At 72.9% G+C, this 15,734-nt stretch carries 16 protein-coding genes and 2 pseudogenes; 12 read left to right on the top strand and 6 right to left on the bottom strand.

Annotated features, from left to right (window positions below):
* Nucleotides 1–79: 79 nt before the first annotated feature.
* The 7 genes and pseudogenes from ABD976_RS06075 (at nt 80) to ABD976_RS06045 (ending at nt 5,305) form a co-directional block, all read left to right on the top strand.
* Nucleotides 80–889: a purine-nucleoside phosphorylase gene (locus ABD976_RS06075; RefSeq protein WP_345358424.1), complete on the top strand. Its 810-nt coding sequence runs from the start codon at nt 80–82 to the stop codon at nt 887–889.
* A gap of 2 nt (nt 890–891) precedes the next feature.
* Nucleotides 892–2,565, top strand: a complete 1,674-nt coding sequence (locus ABD976_RS06070; protein ID WP_345358742.1) for a phospho-sugar mutase — start codon at nt 892–894, stop codon at nt 2,563–2,565.
* A gap of 2 nt (nt 2,566–2,567) precedes the next feature.
* Complete coding sequence (locus ABD976_RS06065) at nt 2,568–3,020, top strand: flavodoxin family protein (RefSeq protein WP_345358421.1); 453 nt, start codon at nt 2,568–2,570, stop codon at nt 3,018–3,020.
* 48 nt (nt 3,021–3,068) lie between these two features.
* Nucleotides 3,069–3,212 (top strand): annotated as a pseudogene (locus tag ABD976_RS06060) (IS5/IS1182 family transposase); the annotation flags it as partial.
* A gap of 524 nt (nt 3,213–3,736) precedes the next feature.
* The gene (locus ABD976_RS06055) at nt 3,737–4,405 is read left to right on the top strand and encodes a DUF4241 domain-containing protein (protein WP_345358418.1); all 669 of its coding nucleotides are present in this window, start codon (nt 3,737–3,739) and stop codon (nt 4,403–4,405) included.
* Between the two features lie 34 nt (nt 4,406–4,439).
* Nucleotides 4,440–4,684 (top strand): annotated as a pseudogene (locus ABD976_RS06050) (flavodoxin family protein); the annotation flags it as partial.
* Between the two features lie 285 nt (nt 4,685–4,969).
* The gene (locus ABD976_RS06045; protein ID WP_345358412.1) at nt 4,970–5,305 is read left to right on the top strand and encodes a hypothetical protein; all 336 of its coding nucleotides are present in this window, start codon (nt 4,970–4,972) and stop codon (nt 5,303–5,305) included.
* A gap of 61 nt (nt 5,306–5,366) precedes the next feature.
* Here the strand turns inward: ABD976_RS06045 and ABD976_RS06040 are convergent, their stop codons facing one another.
* Together ABD976_RS06040 and ABD976_RS06035 are read right to left on the bottom strand one after the other, a co-directional pair.
* Entirely contained in the window at nt 5,367–5,747 is a 381-nt protein-coding gene (locus ABD976_RS06040) for a type II toxin-antitoxin system death-on-curing family toxin (protein WP_345358409.1), read from the bottom strand.
* Between the two features lie 14 nt (nt 5,748–5,761).
* On the bottom strand, nt 5,762–5,968 hold the full coding sequence (locus ABD976_RS06035) for a type II toxin-antitoxin system VapB family antitoxin (protein ID WP_345358406.1): 207 nt from the start codon (nt 5,966–5,968) through the stop codon (nt 5,762–5,764).
* 54 nt (nt 5,969–6,022) lie between these two features.
* Here ABD976_RS06035 and ABD976_RS06030 point away from each other — a divergent pair, with 54 nt between their 5' ends.
* On the top strand, nt 6,023–6,607 hold the full coding sequence (locus ABD976_RS06030) for a TetR/AcrR family transcriptional regulator (RefSeq protein ID WP_345358403.1): 585 nt from the start codon (nt 6,023–6,025) through the stop codon (nt 6,605–6,607).
* Between the two features lie 227 nt (nt 6,608–6,834).
* On the opposite strand, the gene upp is transcribed toward ABD976_RS06030, so the two are convergent.
* Complete coding sequence (gene upp / locus ABD976_RS06025; protein ID WP_345358400.1) at nt 6,835–7,458, bottom strand: uracil phosphoribosyltransferase; 624 nt, start codon at nt 7,456–7,458, stop codon at nt 6,835–6,837.
* A 97-nt stretch (nt 7,459–7,555) separates the two neighbouring features.
* A complete protein-coding gene (locus ABD976_RS06020) occupies nt 7,556–8,689 on the bottom strand; it encodes a glutathione-independent formaldehyde dehydrogenase (protein WP_345358397.1) in 1,134 nt (377 codons plus the stop codon).
* 163 nt (nt 8,690–8,852) lie between these two features.
* Here ABD976_RS06020 and deoC point away from each other — a divergent pair, with 163 nt between their 5' ends.
* Genes deoC through ABD976_RS06005 form a run of 3 tightly spaced genes read left to right on the top strand, consistent with a single transcriptional unit; the run spans nt 8,853 to nt 12,156 of the window.
* The gene (gene deoC, locus ABD976_RS06015; RefSeq protein ID WP_345358394.1) at nt 8,853–9,824 is read left to right on the top strand and encodes a deoxyribose-phosphate aldolase; all 972 of its coding nucleotides are present in this window, start codon (nt 8,853–8,855) and stop codon (nt 9,822–9,824) included.
* Nucleotides 9,825–9,857: 33 nt separating this feature from the next.
* Nucleotides 9,858–11,294: an aldehyde dehydrogenase family protein gene (locus tag ABD976_RS06010; protein ID WP_345358391.1), complete on the top strand. Its 1,437-nt coding sequence runs from the start codon at nt 9,858–9,860 to the stop codon at nt 11,292–11,294.
* Nucleotides 11,287–12,156, top strand: a complete 870-nt coding sequence (locus tag ABD976_RS06005; protein ID WP_345358388.1) for an aldehyde dehydrogenase family protein — start codon at nt 11,287–11,289, stop codon at nt 12,154–12,156. Before ABD976_RS06010 ends, ABD976_RS06005 begins: the two co-directional genes overlap by 8 nt.
* A 231-nt stretch (nt 12,157–12,387) precedes the next feature.
* Here ABD976_RS06005 and ABD976_RS06000 read toward each other — a convergent pair whose 3' ends face one another.
* Nucleotides 12,388–12,966 carry an SMI1/KNR4 family protein gene (locus tag ABD976_RS06000; protein WP_345358386.1) on the bottom strand — a complete coding sequence of 193 codons (579 nt, stop codon included), beginning with the start codon at nt 12,964–12,966 and terminating at the stop codon, nt 12,388–12,390.
* Between the two features lie 271 nt (nt 12,967–13,237).
* Between ABD976_RS06000 and ABD976_RS05995 the strand changes: the two genes are divergently transcribed.
* On the top strand, nt 13,238–14,461 hold the full coding sequence (locus ABD976_RS05995) for a primosomal protein (protein WP_345358383.1): 1,224 nt from the start codon (nt 13,238–13,240) through the stop codon (nt 14,459–14,461).
* 69 nt (nt 14,462–14,530) lie between these two features.
* On the opposite strand, the gene ABD976_RS05990 is transcribed toward ABD976_RS05995, so the two are convergent.
* Nucleotides 14,531–15,619, bottom strand: coding sequence for an adenosine deaminase (locus ABD976_RS05990; protein ID WP_345358380.1), 1,089 nt, complete (start codon nt 15,617–15,619; stop codon nt 14,531–14,533).
* Nucleotides 15,620–15,734: the final 115 nt, after the last annotated feature.

The raw sequence follows: 15,734 nt of genomic DNA, 5'->3' as shown, positions 1-15,734 counted from the left end.
CACCCGCACCGGCCGCTTTCCCGCCACCACCGGCTCGCACCGCCACGCGAGCGCCGATCACGCACTAAGCTGCGCGGCCGTGACGTCTTCGACTACGCCCGACCCGTTCGCCGCCGCGGACACCGCCGCCGCCCGCATCGCCGAGACCACCGGTGCCGAACGGCACGACATCGCCGTCGTGCTCGGCTCCGGATGGCAGCCCGCCGCCGAGGAGATCGGCAGCCCGGCCGCCGAAGTGGGCATGGCCGAGCTGCCCGGATTCGTGCCGCCCAGCGCCGTCGGGCACAGCGGCCGGATCTGGTCGGTCCCGCTCGGCGACCGGCGCGTGCTGGTGTTCCTCGGCCGCACCCACCTCTACGAGGCGCGCGGCGAGAACGCGGTGGCGCACGCGATGCGCACCGCCGCGGCGGCGGGGTGCCGGACCGCGGTGCTGACCAACGCCGCGGGCGGGCTCCGCGAGGGCTTCGAGGTCGGCCAGCCGGTGCTGATCAGCGACCACGTCAACCTCACCGCGCGTTCCCCGCTGGTCGGCGCGAACTTCGTCGACCTCACCGACCTGTACTCGCCGCGCCTGCGCGCGCTGGCCCAGGACGTCGACGGGACGCTGGCCGAGGGCGTCTACGCCGGGTTGCCCGGCCCGCACTTCGAGACCCCGGCCGAGATCCGGATGCTGCGCGGGCTCGGCGTCGACCTCGTCGGCATGTCGACGGTGCTGGAGGCGATCGCCGCGCGCGCGGCGGGCATGGAGGTCTTCGGCCTGTCGCTGGTGACCAACCTGGCCGCCGGGCTCAGCGGGGAACCGTTGAGCCACCAGGAGGTCCTCGACGCCGGACGGGCCTCGGCCAGCCGGATGGGCGGCCTGCTCGCCGACCTGCTGGCGCGGGCGTGACGATGCGCGCCGAACTCGCCGCGGCCACCCGGCGGTGGATCGACCACGACGTCGACGCGGGCTCCCGGGAAGAGCTGCGGGCGCTGCTCGCCGCCGCCGAAGCGGGCTCGACCGACGCGGTGCGGGAACTCGACGAGCGGATGTCCGGGCAGCCGGGCTTCGGCACCGCCGGGGTGCGCGCCCCGGTGCGCGCCGGGGCCAACGGGATGAACCGGGCCGTCGTCGTGCGCACCACCGCCGGGGTCGCCTCCTGGCTCGCCGACCACGGCTTCGGCGGCGGCACCGCGGTGGTCGGCCGGGACGCCCGGCACGGCTCGGCGGAGTTCGCCGCCGACGCGGCCGGGGTGCTGGCGGCGGCCGGTTTCGACGTCCGGGTGCTGCCCGGTCCGCTGCCCACGCCGGTGCTCGCCGCCGCGGTGCGCGACCTCGACGCGGTGGCGGGCGTGCAGATCACCGCCTCGCACAACCCGCCGCGGGACAACGGGTACAAGCTGTACCTGCGCGGCGGCATCCACCTGGTCTCGCCCACCGACACCGAGGTGGAGGAGGCCATCGCGGCGGCGCCACCGGCGGCCGAGGTGCCGCGCGCGGAGTCCTGGACCACCCAGCACGACGCGCTGGAGAACTACCTCTCGCGGGTCGCGGTGCTGCCGCGAGGTCCGGCCGGGGGTTCAGCACAGGGTCCAGCCAGGCGGCTGCGGATCGCCGCCACCGCGCTGCACGGCGTCGGGGCGAGACCGCTGGTGGAGGCGCTGCGGCGAGCCGGTTTCGACGACGTCCACCTGGTCGCCGCGCAGACCGAGCCGGATCCGGACTTCCCCACCGCGGAGTTCCCGAACCCGGAGGAACCGGGGGCCACCGACCTGCTGCTGGAACTGGCCGAGGAGGTCGACGCGGACCTGGCCGTCGCGCTGGACCCGGACGCCGACCGGTGCGCCCTCGGGGTCCGCGAGGACGGCCGGTGGCGGATGCTGCGCGGGGACGAGACCGGCGTGCTGCTCGGCGACCACCTGCTGTCCCACCTGGACCGCACCGCCCACCCCGATCCGCTGGTGGCCACGACGGTGGTGTCGTCGAGCATGCTGCGGTCGGTCGCCGAGCGCCGCGGCGTCCGGTTCGACGAGACGCTGACCGGGTTCAAGTGGCTGGTGCGGGCGGGCGACGGCAACGGGACGGGGCTGGTCTACGCCTACGAGGAGGCGCTCGGGCACTGCGTGGACCCGGACCGGGTGCGCGACAAGGACGGCATCTCCACCGCCGTGCTGGGCTGCGACCTCGCCGCCACCGCGAAGGCCGCCGGGCGGGACCTGCCCGGGCTGCTCGACGCGCTGTTCGCCGAGCACGGCGTGCACCGGACCGGGCAGCTCTCGGTGCGGGTCACCGACCTGACCGTGATCGCCGGGATCATGGCGCGGCTGCGCGCCGAACCGCCGGCCGCGCTGGCGCGGGTCCCGGTGCGCACCGAGGACCTGCTGCCCGACACCGATGCGCTGCTCGTCACCGGCGCGGGCGGGCTGCGGCTGGTGGTGCGGCCGTCCGGGACCGAGCCGAAGCTGAAGTGCTACTTCCAAGTCGTCGAGCAGGTCGGCGGCACCCTCGCCGAGGCGAAGGCGGCGGCCGACCGCCGCCTGGCCGAGCTGCGGGAGGCGGTGTCGGACCTGGTGGGAGGAGATTGATCGTGCCCAGGCTGCTGATCGTGCACCACACCCCGTCGCCGAACCTGCAAGCCATGTTCGAAGCTGTCGTCGCGGGCGCCACCACCGACGAGATCGAGGGCGTCGAGGTCGTGCGACGCGCCGCCCTGGAAGCCACCCCCGCCGACGCGCTCGGCGCGGACGGCTACGTCCTCGGCACACCCGCCAACCTCGGCATGATGAGCGGAGCGCTCAAGGTCTTCTTCGATCTTGTCTACTACCCGTGCCTGGACTCGACGCGCGGACACCCCTACGGCCTCTACGTGCACGGCAACAATGACACCACCGGCGCCGTCCGAGGCATCGAATCCATCACCACCGGACTCGGCTGGGAAAAGGCAACCCAGAACGTCTCCACCACCGGAGAGCCGCGCAAGGAAGACCTCGAAGCGTGCTGGGAACTCGGTGCAACCGTCGCGGCGGGACTGATGCCCTGAGAACTCGTCGCAGAATCTTGGCCGGGTCTGCTGGCAGGATCGTGATTCGTGGTTGATGCGTTGTCGCGGCGGCTGGTTCCTGATGAGCGATGGCTGCCGGCCGGACCGCTGATCCCGCGGGCCGGAGAGCCTCCGCAGGGCGGTGGGGATGCTCGGATGGTGTTCCGCGCGATTCCGCGTGTGCTGTCCAGCGAGTTGGGGCGAGCCCTCAACGGAGCGGGATTCCTTCGATCGACACCGTTCGGGGCAATGTCGAATCCGCCGGATCGATAGGCCGATGAGAGCGGCGGACGATTTCCACGCCCCACATGTGCACGATCAAATGAGGGTTTCCCCTCGACCGGGCTTGTTCCTCGATTTTCGGTTGCGCATGATCACGGCGCTTTCGTATGCTGTCGCGCAAGGCGGAAGATGTCATTCGCACATGATTCCCGATTGTCGAGCTACTATTTCACCAGGATCCGCAAGGGAATGGCTGCCCCCGTTCGCTGCGCCACCAGCGCCGACGCACTTGGCGGGCGCCGGCACCGCACTCGCTTCGCACGACGAGGCCATCGATTACGACTCCGAAGCGAACTGCTCGAACATTGAGCCCTCTCGGGCGTCCGCGCGGGCGCATGCGGGCAGTCGTCGCTGGACGGGTCGCACCGGTGCTGCCGTCGCCATCATTCCCGTCGCCGACCCGTCCGCGGTCGGCCGGATCGGAAGGAGAATCCATGCCACTCCACGCTCCCGATTTCGAGCGACTTTTCGTTCCCGGGACGCGTCATGACCTGTCCTTCGGCATGGTCGCCACCGTCCGGTTGCGGCAGGACGCCTGGTTGTGGCTGCCGACCGGCCGGGTCGTCGCGGGCGAGCCGGCCATGCTCGGCGTGGAGGAGGGATCCGACCGCGCATTCGTCCAACGGGTGGAGCCGGGCCGGTACCCGCTGGTGCTGGTGATCGCCGCGTACGACATGCCGGAAGATCGGCCCACGCAGGCTGACGTCGCGGCGGCGAAGCTGGTGATCCGGGACGAACCCGTCGTCTCGTGGGAAATGGCCTTGCTCGACGGCCAAGACCTCGCCGAACTGGACGACGACGAGTTCTTCGGCTATGCGGTCGACAGCGCCACCGGTGGCTTCATCGACGCGGCGAACGCTGCTTTGCTGCAGGACGACGATGTCACCGACCGGATGTTCTCGGAGATCGCCGGGACCGAGGACGCCGCAGCCACGACACTGACCGACGACGAAGGCAGGCCGTGCCTGGTGGCGTTCTCCTCCGGCAGCGCGGATGGGCACTACCCGACCTGGGTCGGGCGCACCGCCGACGGCGAGGTGGCCTGCTTCCTCACCGACTTCTTCGTCCTGACCGACGACGAGGAGGACAACGACGACGAGTAGTCCTCAGCGCCCTGCGCTCCGGGAACCACGCGGGAGCCGGGCGCTGAAGCACTTCTTCGACACCGCCCACCACCCGTGCCCGGACGCCACCCGCGGTCGGCCGTTCGGCTGCTCCGCGCACGGCAACGAGGGCGCGCCGCGGCGATCGCGTCGATCACCACCGGGCTCGGCTGGAAGCAGGTCGCCGAGCCGCTGACCGTGCTGGGCGGTCCGGACCCCGAGTCGCTGGAGGCGTGCTGGGAACTGGGCGCGACGGTGGCGGCCGGTCTCCTGCCCTGAATACCTCCGAACGAGTGAACAGGCCCCCAGTTGATCTTGGTCGAAGCACGGACGGTAACCTGATCATGTCGCTGGGGCGCGCCCCTTGGCGACCGTGGGGTGCCCTGGATTGAGCTCGCCTTCCCTCATCAACGTGCGATGTCCAGGGCGCCCCGCGCTTCTCCCGCCGACTTCTCCGGCGTTCCCCTCCCGCCTATCGCCTGACCTGCGGCGCGCTCCGCGCCCTCGGAACCCGAGCGGCCCCTGAGGCAGCATTCCGGCAGCCGGAGGGGTTACCCTGCGACGGTGAGTGAGGAAACGATCCGACTCGAACTCGACGACTACGGCGTCTCCGTGGATCTCCCACAGCCCCCGAATCCGAACGATCAAGTTCAGGGCGTCCCCTACCGCCCCGTCGAGTTCCGCGACGATGATCTGGCAGCCGCCCTGGAACGGTCGGCCCGATGGCTCCGCGAAGCCCAGGACTGGCTCGGCGAGCCGGTCGACGTCATCGCCGTCCACCTCGATTACGACGACCGCGACGGCGCCCCGTACTACGACCTGAAGTTGCTCTGCAACGAGGAAGACCTGGCCGGAGCCCCGATCGCCCTCCGCAGACTGCGCAGCGGCGCAGCGAGCTGACCTCCCGTCCCGCAGACCGGGCCCGTTCGGCGCGAACGGGCCCGGTCTCGTCCGGGGCCGATCACGGCTTCGGCTTCGACCAGTCCGCCAGGCTCTCCGCCACGTCCGGCAGCGGGCACCGCTCCCGCCCCACCCCGCGGACCAGCGCCAGCGCGGCGTCCTCCTCGGCCTCCACCGACCAGCCGTTCATGTCGCACATCGTCACGGCGGCGACCCAGCCCAGCCGCCAGTTGCCCTGCCGCAGCGGCCGGGTGCGCACGATCGAATCCAGCAGCGACGCGGCCTTGAGCCACAGCGTCCCGTAAGAGGGCACGCCGAAGACCTCCGCGTGCGGGCGGTAGGCGGCCGCGTCCAGCAGACCGCTGTCCCGGACCACCAGGTCGCCATCGGTCACGGCCGTGGCGAGCAGCAGCAGGTCCGCGGTGTCGAGGTAGACGATCACCGCTCAATGGTGGGTCATGCGGGCCCGAGGCGATCCAGCAATCCCCGGTAGCGCGGCAGCACCCGCTGGACGACCTCGTCGAGCTGGTGCTCCTTCTGCTGCCGGGCCCACCGCTCGGCCAGCGCGCTGCGCACGACCTCCTGCTTGGACCGCCCCTCGGCCGCCGCCAGCTCGGCCAGCCGCCGGTTCTCTTCGTCGGTGAGGCGCAGGGTCATGGCCATGCCCGGGATGGTATCGCTCTGGTACCACTCGGCCCAAGCGGTAGCTTCCCCCGCGTGGCGAGACCCCGCGTGCACGACGAGGCCCTGCGCGTCCGGCTGCTCGACCGGGCGGGCGAACTGCTGTCCGCGGACGGCCCGGAGGCGCTGAGCCTGCGCAGGCTGGCCACCGACGTGGGCACCTCCACCACCGCGGTGTACTCGTTGTTCGGCGGCAAGCCCGGGCTGGTCCGCGAGCTGTACGTGGAGGGCTTCACGCGGCTGGGCCGACGGCTGGACGGCGCCGCGCGCACCGGCGACCCGATCGCCGACCTGGTCGCGCTCGGCCACGCCTACCGGCACGGCGCGCTGGCCAACCCGCACCTCTACGCGATCATGTTCGGCCGCGCGGTGCCCGACTTCACCCCGGACGAGCAGGCGCTGGAGCAGTCGGTGCGCCACATGCGGGCGCTGCGCGCGGTCATCGACCGCGGCATCGCCGACGGCGCGCTCATCGAGGCGCCCACCGCCGAGATCGCCTACGCCGCGTGGGGCCTGGTGCACGGCCTGGTCTCGCTGGAGCTCAGCGGCTCGGCGCCCCGCACCGACGACGCCCGCTACGAGCGGGCGCTGCGCAACGGCCTCGCGGGCTGGCGCCGCTGACCGGCGGCGCCGCCCACCGGGCGGGCACGGACTCAGCATTTCAGAAAGCGGCGGAGCCGCTTTGCGGTGCGGCCGTCAGCTCGCACCGCCGCGGGTTCTCAGCGGACTTCTCGCGAGGACAGCCGCGACGCCGTGTACGTCGTTGGTACATCGCCGAGCGGCTCCCGGAGCGAGAAGGCCGCTGAGGTTCCGCCACCCGCACCGCCACGCAGGGCGGGCACGGACTCTCAGACTGCCCCGTAGGCGCGGTCGCCCGCGTCCCCGAGCCCCGGCACGATGTAGCCGGACTCGTTGAGCCGGTCGTCGACGCTGGCGGTGACCACCCGCACCGGCAGCCCCGACTCGTCGAGCCTGCGCAGGCCCTCCGGGGCGGCCACGGTGCAGATCGCGGTGACGTCGGTGGCGCCGCGCTCGACCAGCAGCCGGATCGTGTGCACCATCGAACCGCCGGTGGCCAGCATCGGGTCCAGCACGTACACCGGGCGGTCGGAGAGGTCGGCGGGCAGCGACTCCAGGTAGGGCGTGGGTTGCAGCGTCTCCTCGTCCCGGGCGAGCCCCACGAAGCCCATCTGGGCCTCCGGGATCAGCTTGTGCGCCTGGTCGGCCATGCCCAGCCCGGCCCGCAGCACCGGGACCAGCAGCGGCGGGTGGGCCAGCCGGTAGCCGTTGGTGCGCGCGACCGGGGAGTGGATCGGCTCGGCGATCACCTCGGCTTCCCGCGTCGCCTCGTAGATGAGCATGAGCGTGAGCTCCTGCAGCGCCGCCCGGAACGCCGAGCTGCCGGTGCGCGCGTCGCGCATCGTGGACAGTCTCGACTTCGCCAGGGGGTGCTCCACGACCCGGGTATCCATGCCTGGCACAGTAACCGCCCCGGCGGCGCCGGGAAGCCCCCGCCGGGCCCCGACGTGGCGTCCATCGCACGCGGGCGGACCGGCGGGGACCTGCCGGTCACGGGTGGAGGACGACCTTGGTGCAGCCCTCGGCCCGCTGGTCGAACATCCGGTAGGCCTGCGGCGCCTCGGTCAGCGGCAGCTCGTGGGAGACCACGAACGAGGGCTCGGCGCGCCCGGCGATGATCAGGTCCCGGAGCTTGCGGTCGTAGCGCTTCACGTTGGCCTGGCCGGTGCCGATCACCTGCCCCTTCTCGAACAACCGGCCGACGGCGACCCGCAGCAGCCCGCGCCGGGCGTCCTCGTCCACCCCGCCCGGGTCGTCGGGCAGGTAGAGGCCGGGCACGCCGATCCGGCCGGTCGGGCGCACCGTCTCGATCAGCGAGTTCAGCACGAGCGCCGGTTCCTCCCCGCCCGCCTCGGCGGAGCGCGCCTGGTAGCCGACCGCGTCGACGCCCGCGTCGGTGCCCCGCCCGCCGGTGCGCTCCCGGATCACCTCGACCGGGTCCGCCGCGCTGAAGTCGACCGGTTCGGCGCCGATGTCGTCGGCCAGCGCCAGCCGCTCCGGCACCTGGTCGACGCAGAACACCCGGGACGCGCCGCGCAGCAGCGCCGAGTACACCGCCATCAGCCCGACCGGTCCGGCGCCGTAGACGGCCACCACGTCGCCCGGGCCGACGCCCGCCAGTTCGCACCCGTGGTAGCCGGTCGGGAAGATGTCGGCGAGCAGCACGAAGTCGGATTCGTGGCTGCCGTCGGCGGGCAGCGGGAGGCAGTTGACGTCGGCGAACGGCACCCGCAGGTACTCCGCCTGGCCGCCCTGGTGCGGGCCCATCCCGACGTAGCCGTAGGCGCCACCGGCGGAACCGGGGTTCACGACCAGGCAGAAGGCGGTGTTGCCCGCCTGGCAGTTCGCGCACGCGCCGCAGGAGACGTTGAACGGCATCACCACCCGGTCGCCGCGCCCCAGGCCGAGCACCCCGGAGCCGACCTCCTCGATGATGCCGAGGTTCTCGTGGCCGAACACGATGCCCGGTTGCGCGGCGGTCCGGCCCTCGTACATGTGCAGGTCGGACCCGCAGATCGCGGTGGAGGTGACCCGGACGACGACGTCCGCCGGGTGCCGCAGCCCGGGGCGGTCGACCTCCTCGACCGCGACTGCGAAGGGCTCCTGGTACACGACTGCCTTCATCGCCGACCACCTCCTAGCCGATCCCGCGAGGAATATTCCGCTCCAATGGCAGGGTCGCCGAACCGCCGGGAGCGGGCAACGCGGTGCGCGGCGCGCCGGTGGTGGCGAGAACCCGCCGCGTCGCGGCGCGCCCCACGGCCCCCGCACTCCCTAGACTCCGGTCATGGTCACCCCGCCCTCGACACCGGCCGAGGCGCTGCCCGCCGAACTCGCCGACGCCACCCGCGACGACCGCTCGCTGCGCAGGTTCCTGCACGGCCTGCCCGGCGTCGACCGGGTCGGGCTCGAACAGCGCGCCGCCGGTCTCGCCACCCGCAGCATCAAGAAGGACGCGAAGCGGTGGGCGATCGACACCGCGATCTCGATGGTGGACCTGACGACGCTGGAGGGCGCCGACACCGAGGGCAAGGTCCGCTCGCTGTGCGCCAAGGCGCGCCGCCCCGAACCCGGGTACCCGGACGTGCCGCCGGTCGCCGCGGTCTGCGTCTACCCCGACCTCGCCGCCACCGCGGTCGCGGCGCTGCGCGGCAGCGGCGTCCGGGTCGCCTCCGTGGCCACCGCGTTCCCCTCCGGCCGGGCCGCGCTGCCGGTGAAGCTCGCCGACGTCGAGCACGCGGTCGCCGCCGGGGCCGACGAGGTCGACATGGTGATCGACCGGGGCGCGTTCCTCGCCGGGCGCTACGGCCAGGTCTTCGAGGAGATCCGGGCGGTCAAGCGGGCCTGCGGGGACGCCCACCTCAAGGTCATCCTGGAGACCGGCGAGCTGGCCTCGCTCGACGCGGTGCGCCGGGCGAGCTGGCTGGCGCTGCTGGCGGGCGGCGACGTCATCAAGACCTCCACCGGCAAGATCTCCCCCGCCGCGACGCTGCCGGTGACGCACCTGATGCTGCAGGCGGTGCGGGACTGGCGGGACGCCACCGGGCAGCTTCGCGGCGTCAAACCGGCCGGCGGCATCCGCACCACGAAGGACGCGATCCGCTACCTGGTGGCGGTGCACGAGGTCGCCGGTCCGGAGTGGCTGACCCCGGAGCTGTTCCGGTTCGGCGCGTCGAGCCTGCTCGGCGACCTGCTGATGCAGCGCCGCACCCAGCTCGAAGGCCGCTACAGCGCCGCGCACCACGTGGCGGTGGACTGAGTGCCCGCCGCATCCCGGAAAGGACCCCCGAGCATGACCGAACCGTGGGACTACGCGCCCGCCCCGGAATCGCGGGACGTCGCCGGTCTCCGCGACAGCTACCGGATGTTCGTCGACGGCGAGTTCGTCGAGGGCTCCGGCGAGCCGCTCACCACCCTGGAACCGGCCACCGGGCAGCCGCTGGCCGAGGTGAGCACGGCGTCCGGCGCCGACGTCGACCGCGCGGTGCGGGTCGCGCGGCGGGCCTTCGACGAGGTGTGGTCGAGGATGCCGGGCGCCGAGCGGGCCAAGTACCTGTTCCGCATCGCGCGGCTGATCCAGGAGCGCGCCCGGGAGCTGGCGGTGCTGGAGACGCTGGACAACGGCAAGCCGATCAAGGAGTCCCGGGACTCCGACGTGCCGACCGCCGCCGCGCACTTCTTCCACCACGCGGGCTGGGCCGACAAGCTCGGCTACGCCGGGTTCGGGCCGGATCCGCGGCCCGTCGGCGTGGCCGGCCAGGTGATCCCGTGGAACTTCCCGCTGCTGATGCTGGCCTGGAAGATCGCGCCCGCACTGGCCTGCGGCAACACCGTGGTGCTCAAACCCGCCGAGACCACCCCGCTGACCGCGCTGGTGTTCGGCGACCTCTGCCGCCAGGCCGGGCTGCCGCCGGGCGTGGTGAACGTCCTGCCGGGCGCCGGGGACGTCGGCGCGGCGCTGGTGGACCACCCCGGGGTGGACAAGGTCGCGTTCACCGGGTCCACCGAGGTCGGCAAGCGGATCCAGGCCGCCGTCGCGGGCACCGGCAAGCGGCTCACCCTCGAACTCGGCGGCAAGGCGGCCAACGTCGTCTTCGACGACGCCCCGCTCGACCAGGCCGTCGAGGGCATCGTCAACGGCATCTTCTTCAACCAGGGCCACGTGTGCTGCGCGGGTTCCCGGCTGCTGGTGCAGGAGTCGGTGGCCGAGGAGGTGCTGGCCAAGCTGCGCGACCGGATCCGGACGCTGCGGGTCGGCGACCCGCTGGACAAGAACACCGACGTGGGCGCGATCAACTCCGCCGAGCAGCTCGCGCGGATCACCGAGCTCGCCGACAGCGGCGAGGCCGAGGGCGCGCAGCGCTGGACCAGCCCGTGCCGGCTGCCGGAGCGGGGCTGGTTCTTCGCCCCGACGGTGTTCTCCGAGGTGCAGCAGTCGATGCGGATCGCCCGCGAGGAGATCTTCGGCCCGGTGCTGTCGACGCTGACCTTCCGCACCCCGGAGGAGGCGATCGGCAAGGCCAACAACACGCCCTACGGGCTCTCCGCGGGGATCTGGACCGAGAAGGGTTCCCGCATCCTGTGGGCGGCGCAGCGGCTGCGGGCGGGCGTGGTGTGGGCGAACACCTTCAACCGGTTCGACCCGACCGCGCCGTTCGGCGGGTACCAGGAATCCGGCTTCGGCCGGGAAGGCGGACGCGCGGGACTGGAGGCGTACCTCGATGTCTGACGAGCACACCCGGGAGCGGTTGGCCGTGGCCAAGACCTACAAGCTCGCCATCGGCGGGGCCTTCCCCCGCTCCGAATCCGGCCGGGTCTTCCCGGTGCGCGGCGCCGACGGGGCGTTCCTGGCCAACGCCGCGCAGGCGTCCCGCAAGGACGTCCGGGACGCCGTGGCCGCCGCGCGCGGCGCGTTCGGCGGCTGGTCCGGCGCCACCGCCTACAACCGCGGCCAGGTGCTGTTCCGGATCGCCGAGGTGCTGGAGGGCCGCCGGGACCAGTTCGCCGCCGAGCTGACCGCCGCCACCGGCACCGCGGCGACGGCGGCGGTGGACGCCGCCATCGACCGGTTGGTCTGGTACGCGGGCTGGACGGACAAGATCACCGCGGTGCTCGGGTCGGCGAACCCGGTCGCGGGCCCGTACTTCTCGTTCAGCGTCCCGGAACCGACCGGCGTCGTCGGCGTGCTGGCCCCGACCGGGTCACCGCTGCTCGGGCTGGTCAGCGCGGTGGCGCCGGTGATCGCGACCGGCTGCACCTGCGTGGTGCTGGCCGCCGAGGACGCCCCGCTGCCCGCGATCACCTTCGCCGAGGTGCTGGCCACCTCCGACGTCCCGGGCGGGGTGGTCAACGTGCTCACCGGCCGGGTGGCCGAGCTGGCGCCCTGGCTGGCCGCGCACGCCGACGTCAACGCCCTGGACCTCACCGGGGCGTCGGAGGAGCTGCGCCCCGAGCTGGAGCGGACCGCCGCGGGCACCGTCAAGCGGGTGCTGCCGGTGCGCGGGACGCCGGACTGGTACCGCGACCCGGGCCTGCACCGCCTCCGCGCGGTCACCGAGATCAAAACCGTCTGGCACCCCATCGGCACCTGATCCTCGGAACCCGCCCACTCACCCAACCACCGTCAGGCAAGCGGCGCGAGCCGCTTCCGCTTTGCCCCACCCAAGCAACCGGCACCGCTGCGGGTTCTCAGCGGCCTTCTCGCGAGGACGCCCTGACGCTGTGTACGCGCTTGTACATGAGGAAGGGCGCCCGGAGCGAGAAGGCCGCTGAGGTTCCGCCACCCGCACCGCCACGCAACCCGACCACAACACCAGAAGAACTCACCGGATCTGCCAGTCCAGGCGGCCATCTTCTGTGACCGTGGCATAGCTGTGCCCCGCCGGAACGCCTTCCACGAGCGCGCGGTGGACGGCGGCGAGCATCGCCGAAACCCCGTGCCACTCGGGGCGCAGCACCTGGGCGGCCTCCTGCTCCCACTCCAGCACGCAGCCGCGCAGCGGGCCGGGCCGCAGGTCGACCACCAGCTCGTCGGCGAACCCGTCGCCCGCGATCGGGATCCACGCGGGGTGGTAGCTGGATCCGGGGGAACCGGCGTAGTAGTCGCAGGCCGGGCGGGCCCACTGCGCGGTCCACTCCTCGCGGTGCGCCCGCCAGGCGCGCAGCGCGCCGTCGGGGCCGTAGGGCGTGTAGAACGGCGGCAGCACGTCGGCGAGCACGTCCGGGTCGGTGCCGCTGCAGCAGCACCACCACTCGGTGAGTTCGGCGGGCAGGTCGATCGCGAACTCGGCGGTGAGCAGCGCGAGATCCGGCGGGTCGGGAGGACGCAGGGCCGCTGCGGTCACCGGGGCGTACTCGCGCAACCAGAGCACGATCTTCGTCCACAGCTCCGTGACATCCATTCCGATCATGATCGGGGCGGGCGGGCCGTTCGGGTACCGCCAACCGGGACCTCGGCACCGACCACAGCGGACTGCCCCGGACGGGCGATCCCGGGTGCGGCGACCGGCGCGGGACCGCTCCGGCCGACCGTTGGCCGTGCACCGCGCCTGCGCCGGGGCGGGAGTCGATACGGTGGGGGCGGGCGGCTCGGGAGTCGGCCCGGGCGACAAGGCAGCGACCGCGAACCCGTAGGCTTCTGCGCCGTCTGGTTCGGTGACCGGAGGTAGAGAGATGGCGCAGGACATCGTCCCCATCGAGCTCGGGCTGCCGCAGGGCGACGTGGTCACCCTGTGGGCGCCTCGCTGGCGCGAGGACGACGAGGAGTGGGAGGCCTTCCTCGGCCACGAGGAAAGCCTGTACGCCTTCCCCGACGCCGCCCGCCTGGCGGCCTTCGTCCGCTCCGCCCGGGAGCACGACCTCGACGACCACCCGGCGTGGCACGTCGTCCCGCAGCTCTCGGCGGGCGACCTCAACCCCGGCGAGGACCACCAGTTCGACCTGGTGGGGGTGCCGGAGCTGGTCGCGGAGCCGCTGGACACCTGGACCCTCGGCGAGCTTTCCGACATCGTGGAGATCGCCCGCTCGCTGGCCGACGTCTGCGAGCTGGAGCAGGTCCACGAGGTGCTCGACGCCGCGGACGGCTTCGCCGTGCTGGACCAGGGGATGCTGGCGTTCTCCGGCAAGGACGGGCAGCGCCGCTGGACCGAGCTGTGCACCGTGGTCGCGCAGCGCTGGGACGAGCTGCTCGACGCCATCGACGGGGTGGTGACCCAGCCGGAGGTGTCCGAGGACGCGGTGGCCACCGCCGAGGCCGAGCTCGCCGAGGCGCTGGAGACCGACGGCTCCGACGAGGAGCCCGCCGACGCCGAGGCGTCCGAAGTGGACGACATCGAGGAGGTCGAGGTCGGCTTCTGGGGCGAGGTCGGCATCGACCCGATCCGGATCATCACGAGCGAGGGCGAGTACTACTCGCTGCGCTGCTACCTCGGCGACGACCCGGTCTTCCTGGGCTCCGACGGCCGGATCGACGTGTTCGGCTCGCCGCGCGCGCTGGCCCGCTTCCTGGCCGACGAGGACGCCGCGGAGGACGCCGACCTGGCGCAGGTGGCGACCTGGTCGCAGGTGCGGGACAAGGCGGTGGCCGGCGAGCTGGACGTCGAGGTGGACCCGGACAACACCTACGTGCTCACCGGGCTGGACGCCGACCTGGCCGAAGGTCCGTCCGAAGTGGACGCCTTGCAGCTCGAACTGGCCGAGGAGCTGGTGCTCGACGCCGCCGCGTGGGCCGGGGAGGAGGTCACCGCGCTGCGCTCGTCGGAGCGGCTGGGCTGGCTGATCTCCTACATCCTGCGCCCGACCCCGAACCGGCTGCCGCCGAGCCCGCCGTTCGACGCGGAGGTCGACGCCTGGCGCGGCGTGGTCGACGCGCTGGAAGCCCGCTTCCGGAAGCACTGAGCCGCCGGCCGCGCCCGCACGGCGGGTGCGGGTCCACCGGTGGCAGCCCGCACCGGTGGACCCGCGGCTTCATCCGAGCAGCGCCGCGTACCCGGGCTTGATCTGGTCGTTGATGATCTCCAAGCGCTCGTCGAAGCCGAGGAACGCCGACTTCATCGCGTTCACCGTGAACCACTGCAGGTCCGCCCAGCCGTAGCCGAACGTCTCGTGCAGCGCGGCGAACTCGCCCGACATCGAGCAGTGGCTCATCAACCGGTTGTCGGTGTTGACCGTGACGCGGAAGCGCAGCCGGGCCAGCATGCCGATCGGGTGCTCGGCGAGCGACTTGGCCGCGCCGGTCTGCAGGTTCGACGACGGGCACATCTCCAGCGGGATGCGCCGGTCGCGGACGTAGGAGGCCAGCCGTCCCAGGTGGACCTCGCCGTCGTCGTCGACCCGGATGTCGTCGACGATGCGCACCCCGTGGCCGAGCCGTTCGGCCCCGCAGTGCTGGAGCGCCTCCCAGATCGACGGCAGCCCGAAGGCCTCGCCCGCGTGGATGGTGAAGTGCGCGTTCTGCCTGCGCAGGTACTCGAAGGCGTCCAGGTTGCGGGTGGGCGGGAAGCCCGCCTCGGGACCGGCGATGTCGAAGCCCACCACCTCGGCGTCCCGGTAGCGCACCGCCAGCTCGGCGATCTCGCCGGACCGGGCGTTCTGCCGCATCGCGCACAGCAGGGTGCCGATCCGGATGGTGCGGCCCGCCGCCGCCGCGCGCCGCTCCCCGTCGCGGAAGCCCTCCTGCACGGCGCGCACGATCTCGTCGAGGGTCAGGCCGCGCTCCTGGAACAGCTCCGGGGCGTAGCGCACCTCGGCGTAGACGACGCCGTCGGCGGCCAGGTCCTCGGCGCACTCGGCGGCGACCCGGGACAGCGCCTCGGGGGTCTGCATCACCGCGACCGTGTGCGTGAAGGTCTGCAGGTAGAGCTCCAGCGAGCCGGAGTCGGCCGCGCTGGCGAACCACTCCTCCAGCGCGACGGGGTCGTCGTGCGGCAGGTCCGCGTACCCGCACTCGGCGGCCAGCTCGGCGATCGTCTCCGGACGCAATCCGCCGTCCAGGTGGTCGTGCAGCAGCACTTTCGGCGCAAGCCGGATCGTGTCCAGGTTCACCGGTGTCGACATGGCACCACGCTACTCGCCCACCCCCGCGCACCTGGATCGCCCGGCCGGGTCGCGACGTCGCGGCCGGTCGGGCCGCGGGCCCCTGCGCACCGAATCTCACCCGAACGGCGGCACG

It is taken from the genome of Saccharopolyspora cebuensis, from assembly GCF_039542665.1.
Lineage (GTDB): Bacteria > Actinomycetota > Actinomycetes > Mycobacteriales > Pseudonocardiaceae > Saccharopolyspora > Saccharopolyspora cebuensis.
The sequence above is the reverse complement of the archived record's forward strand: the minus strand, read 5'-3'. Positions and strand labels throughout refer to the sequence as shown.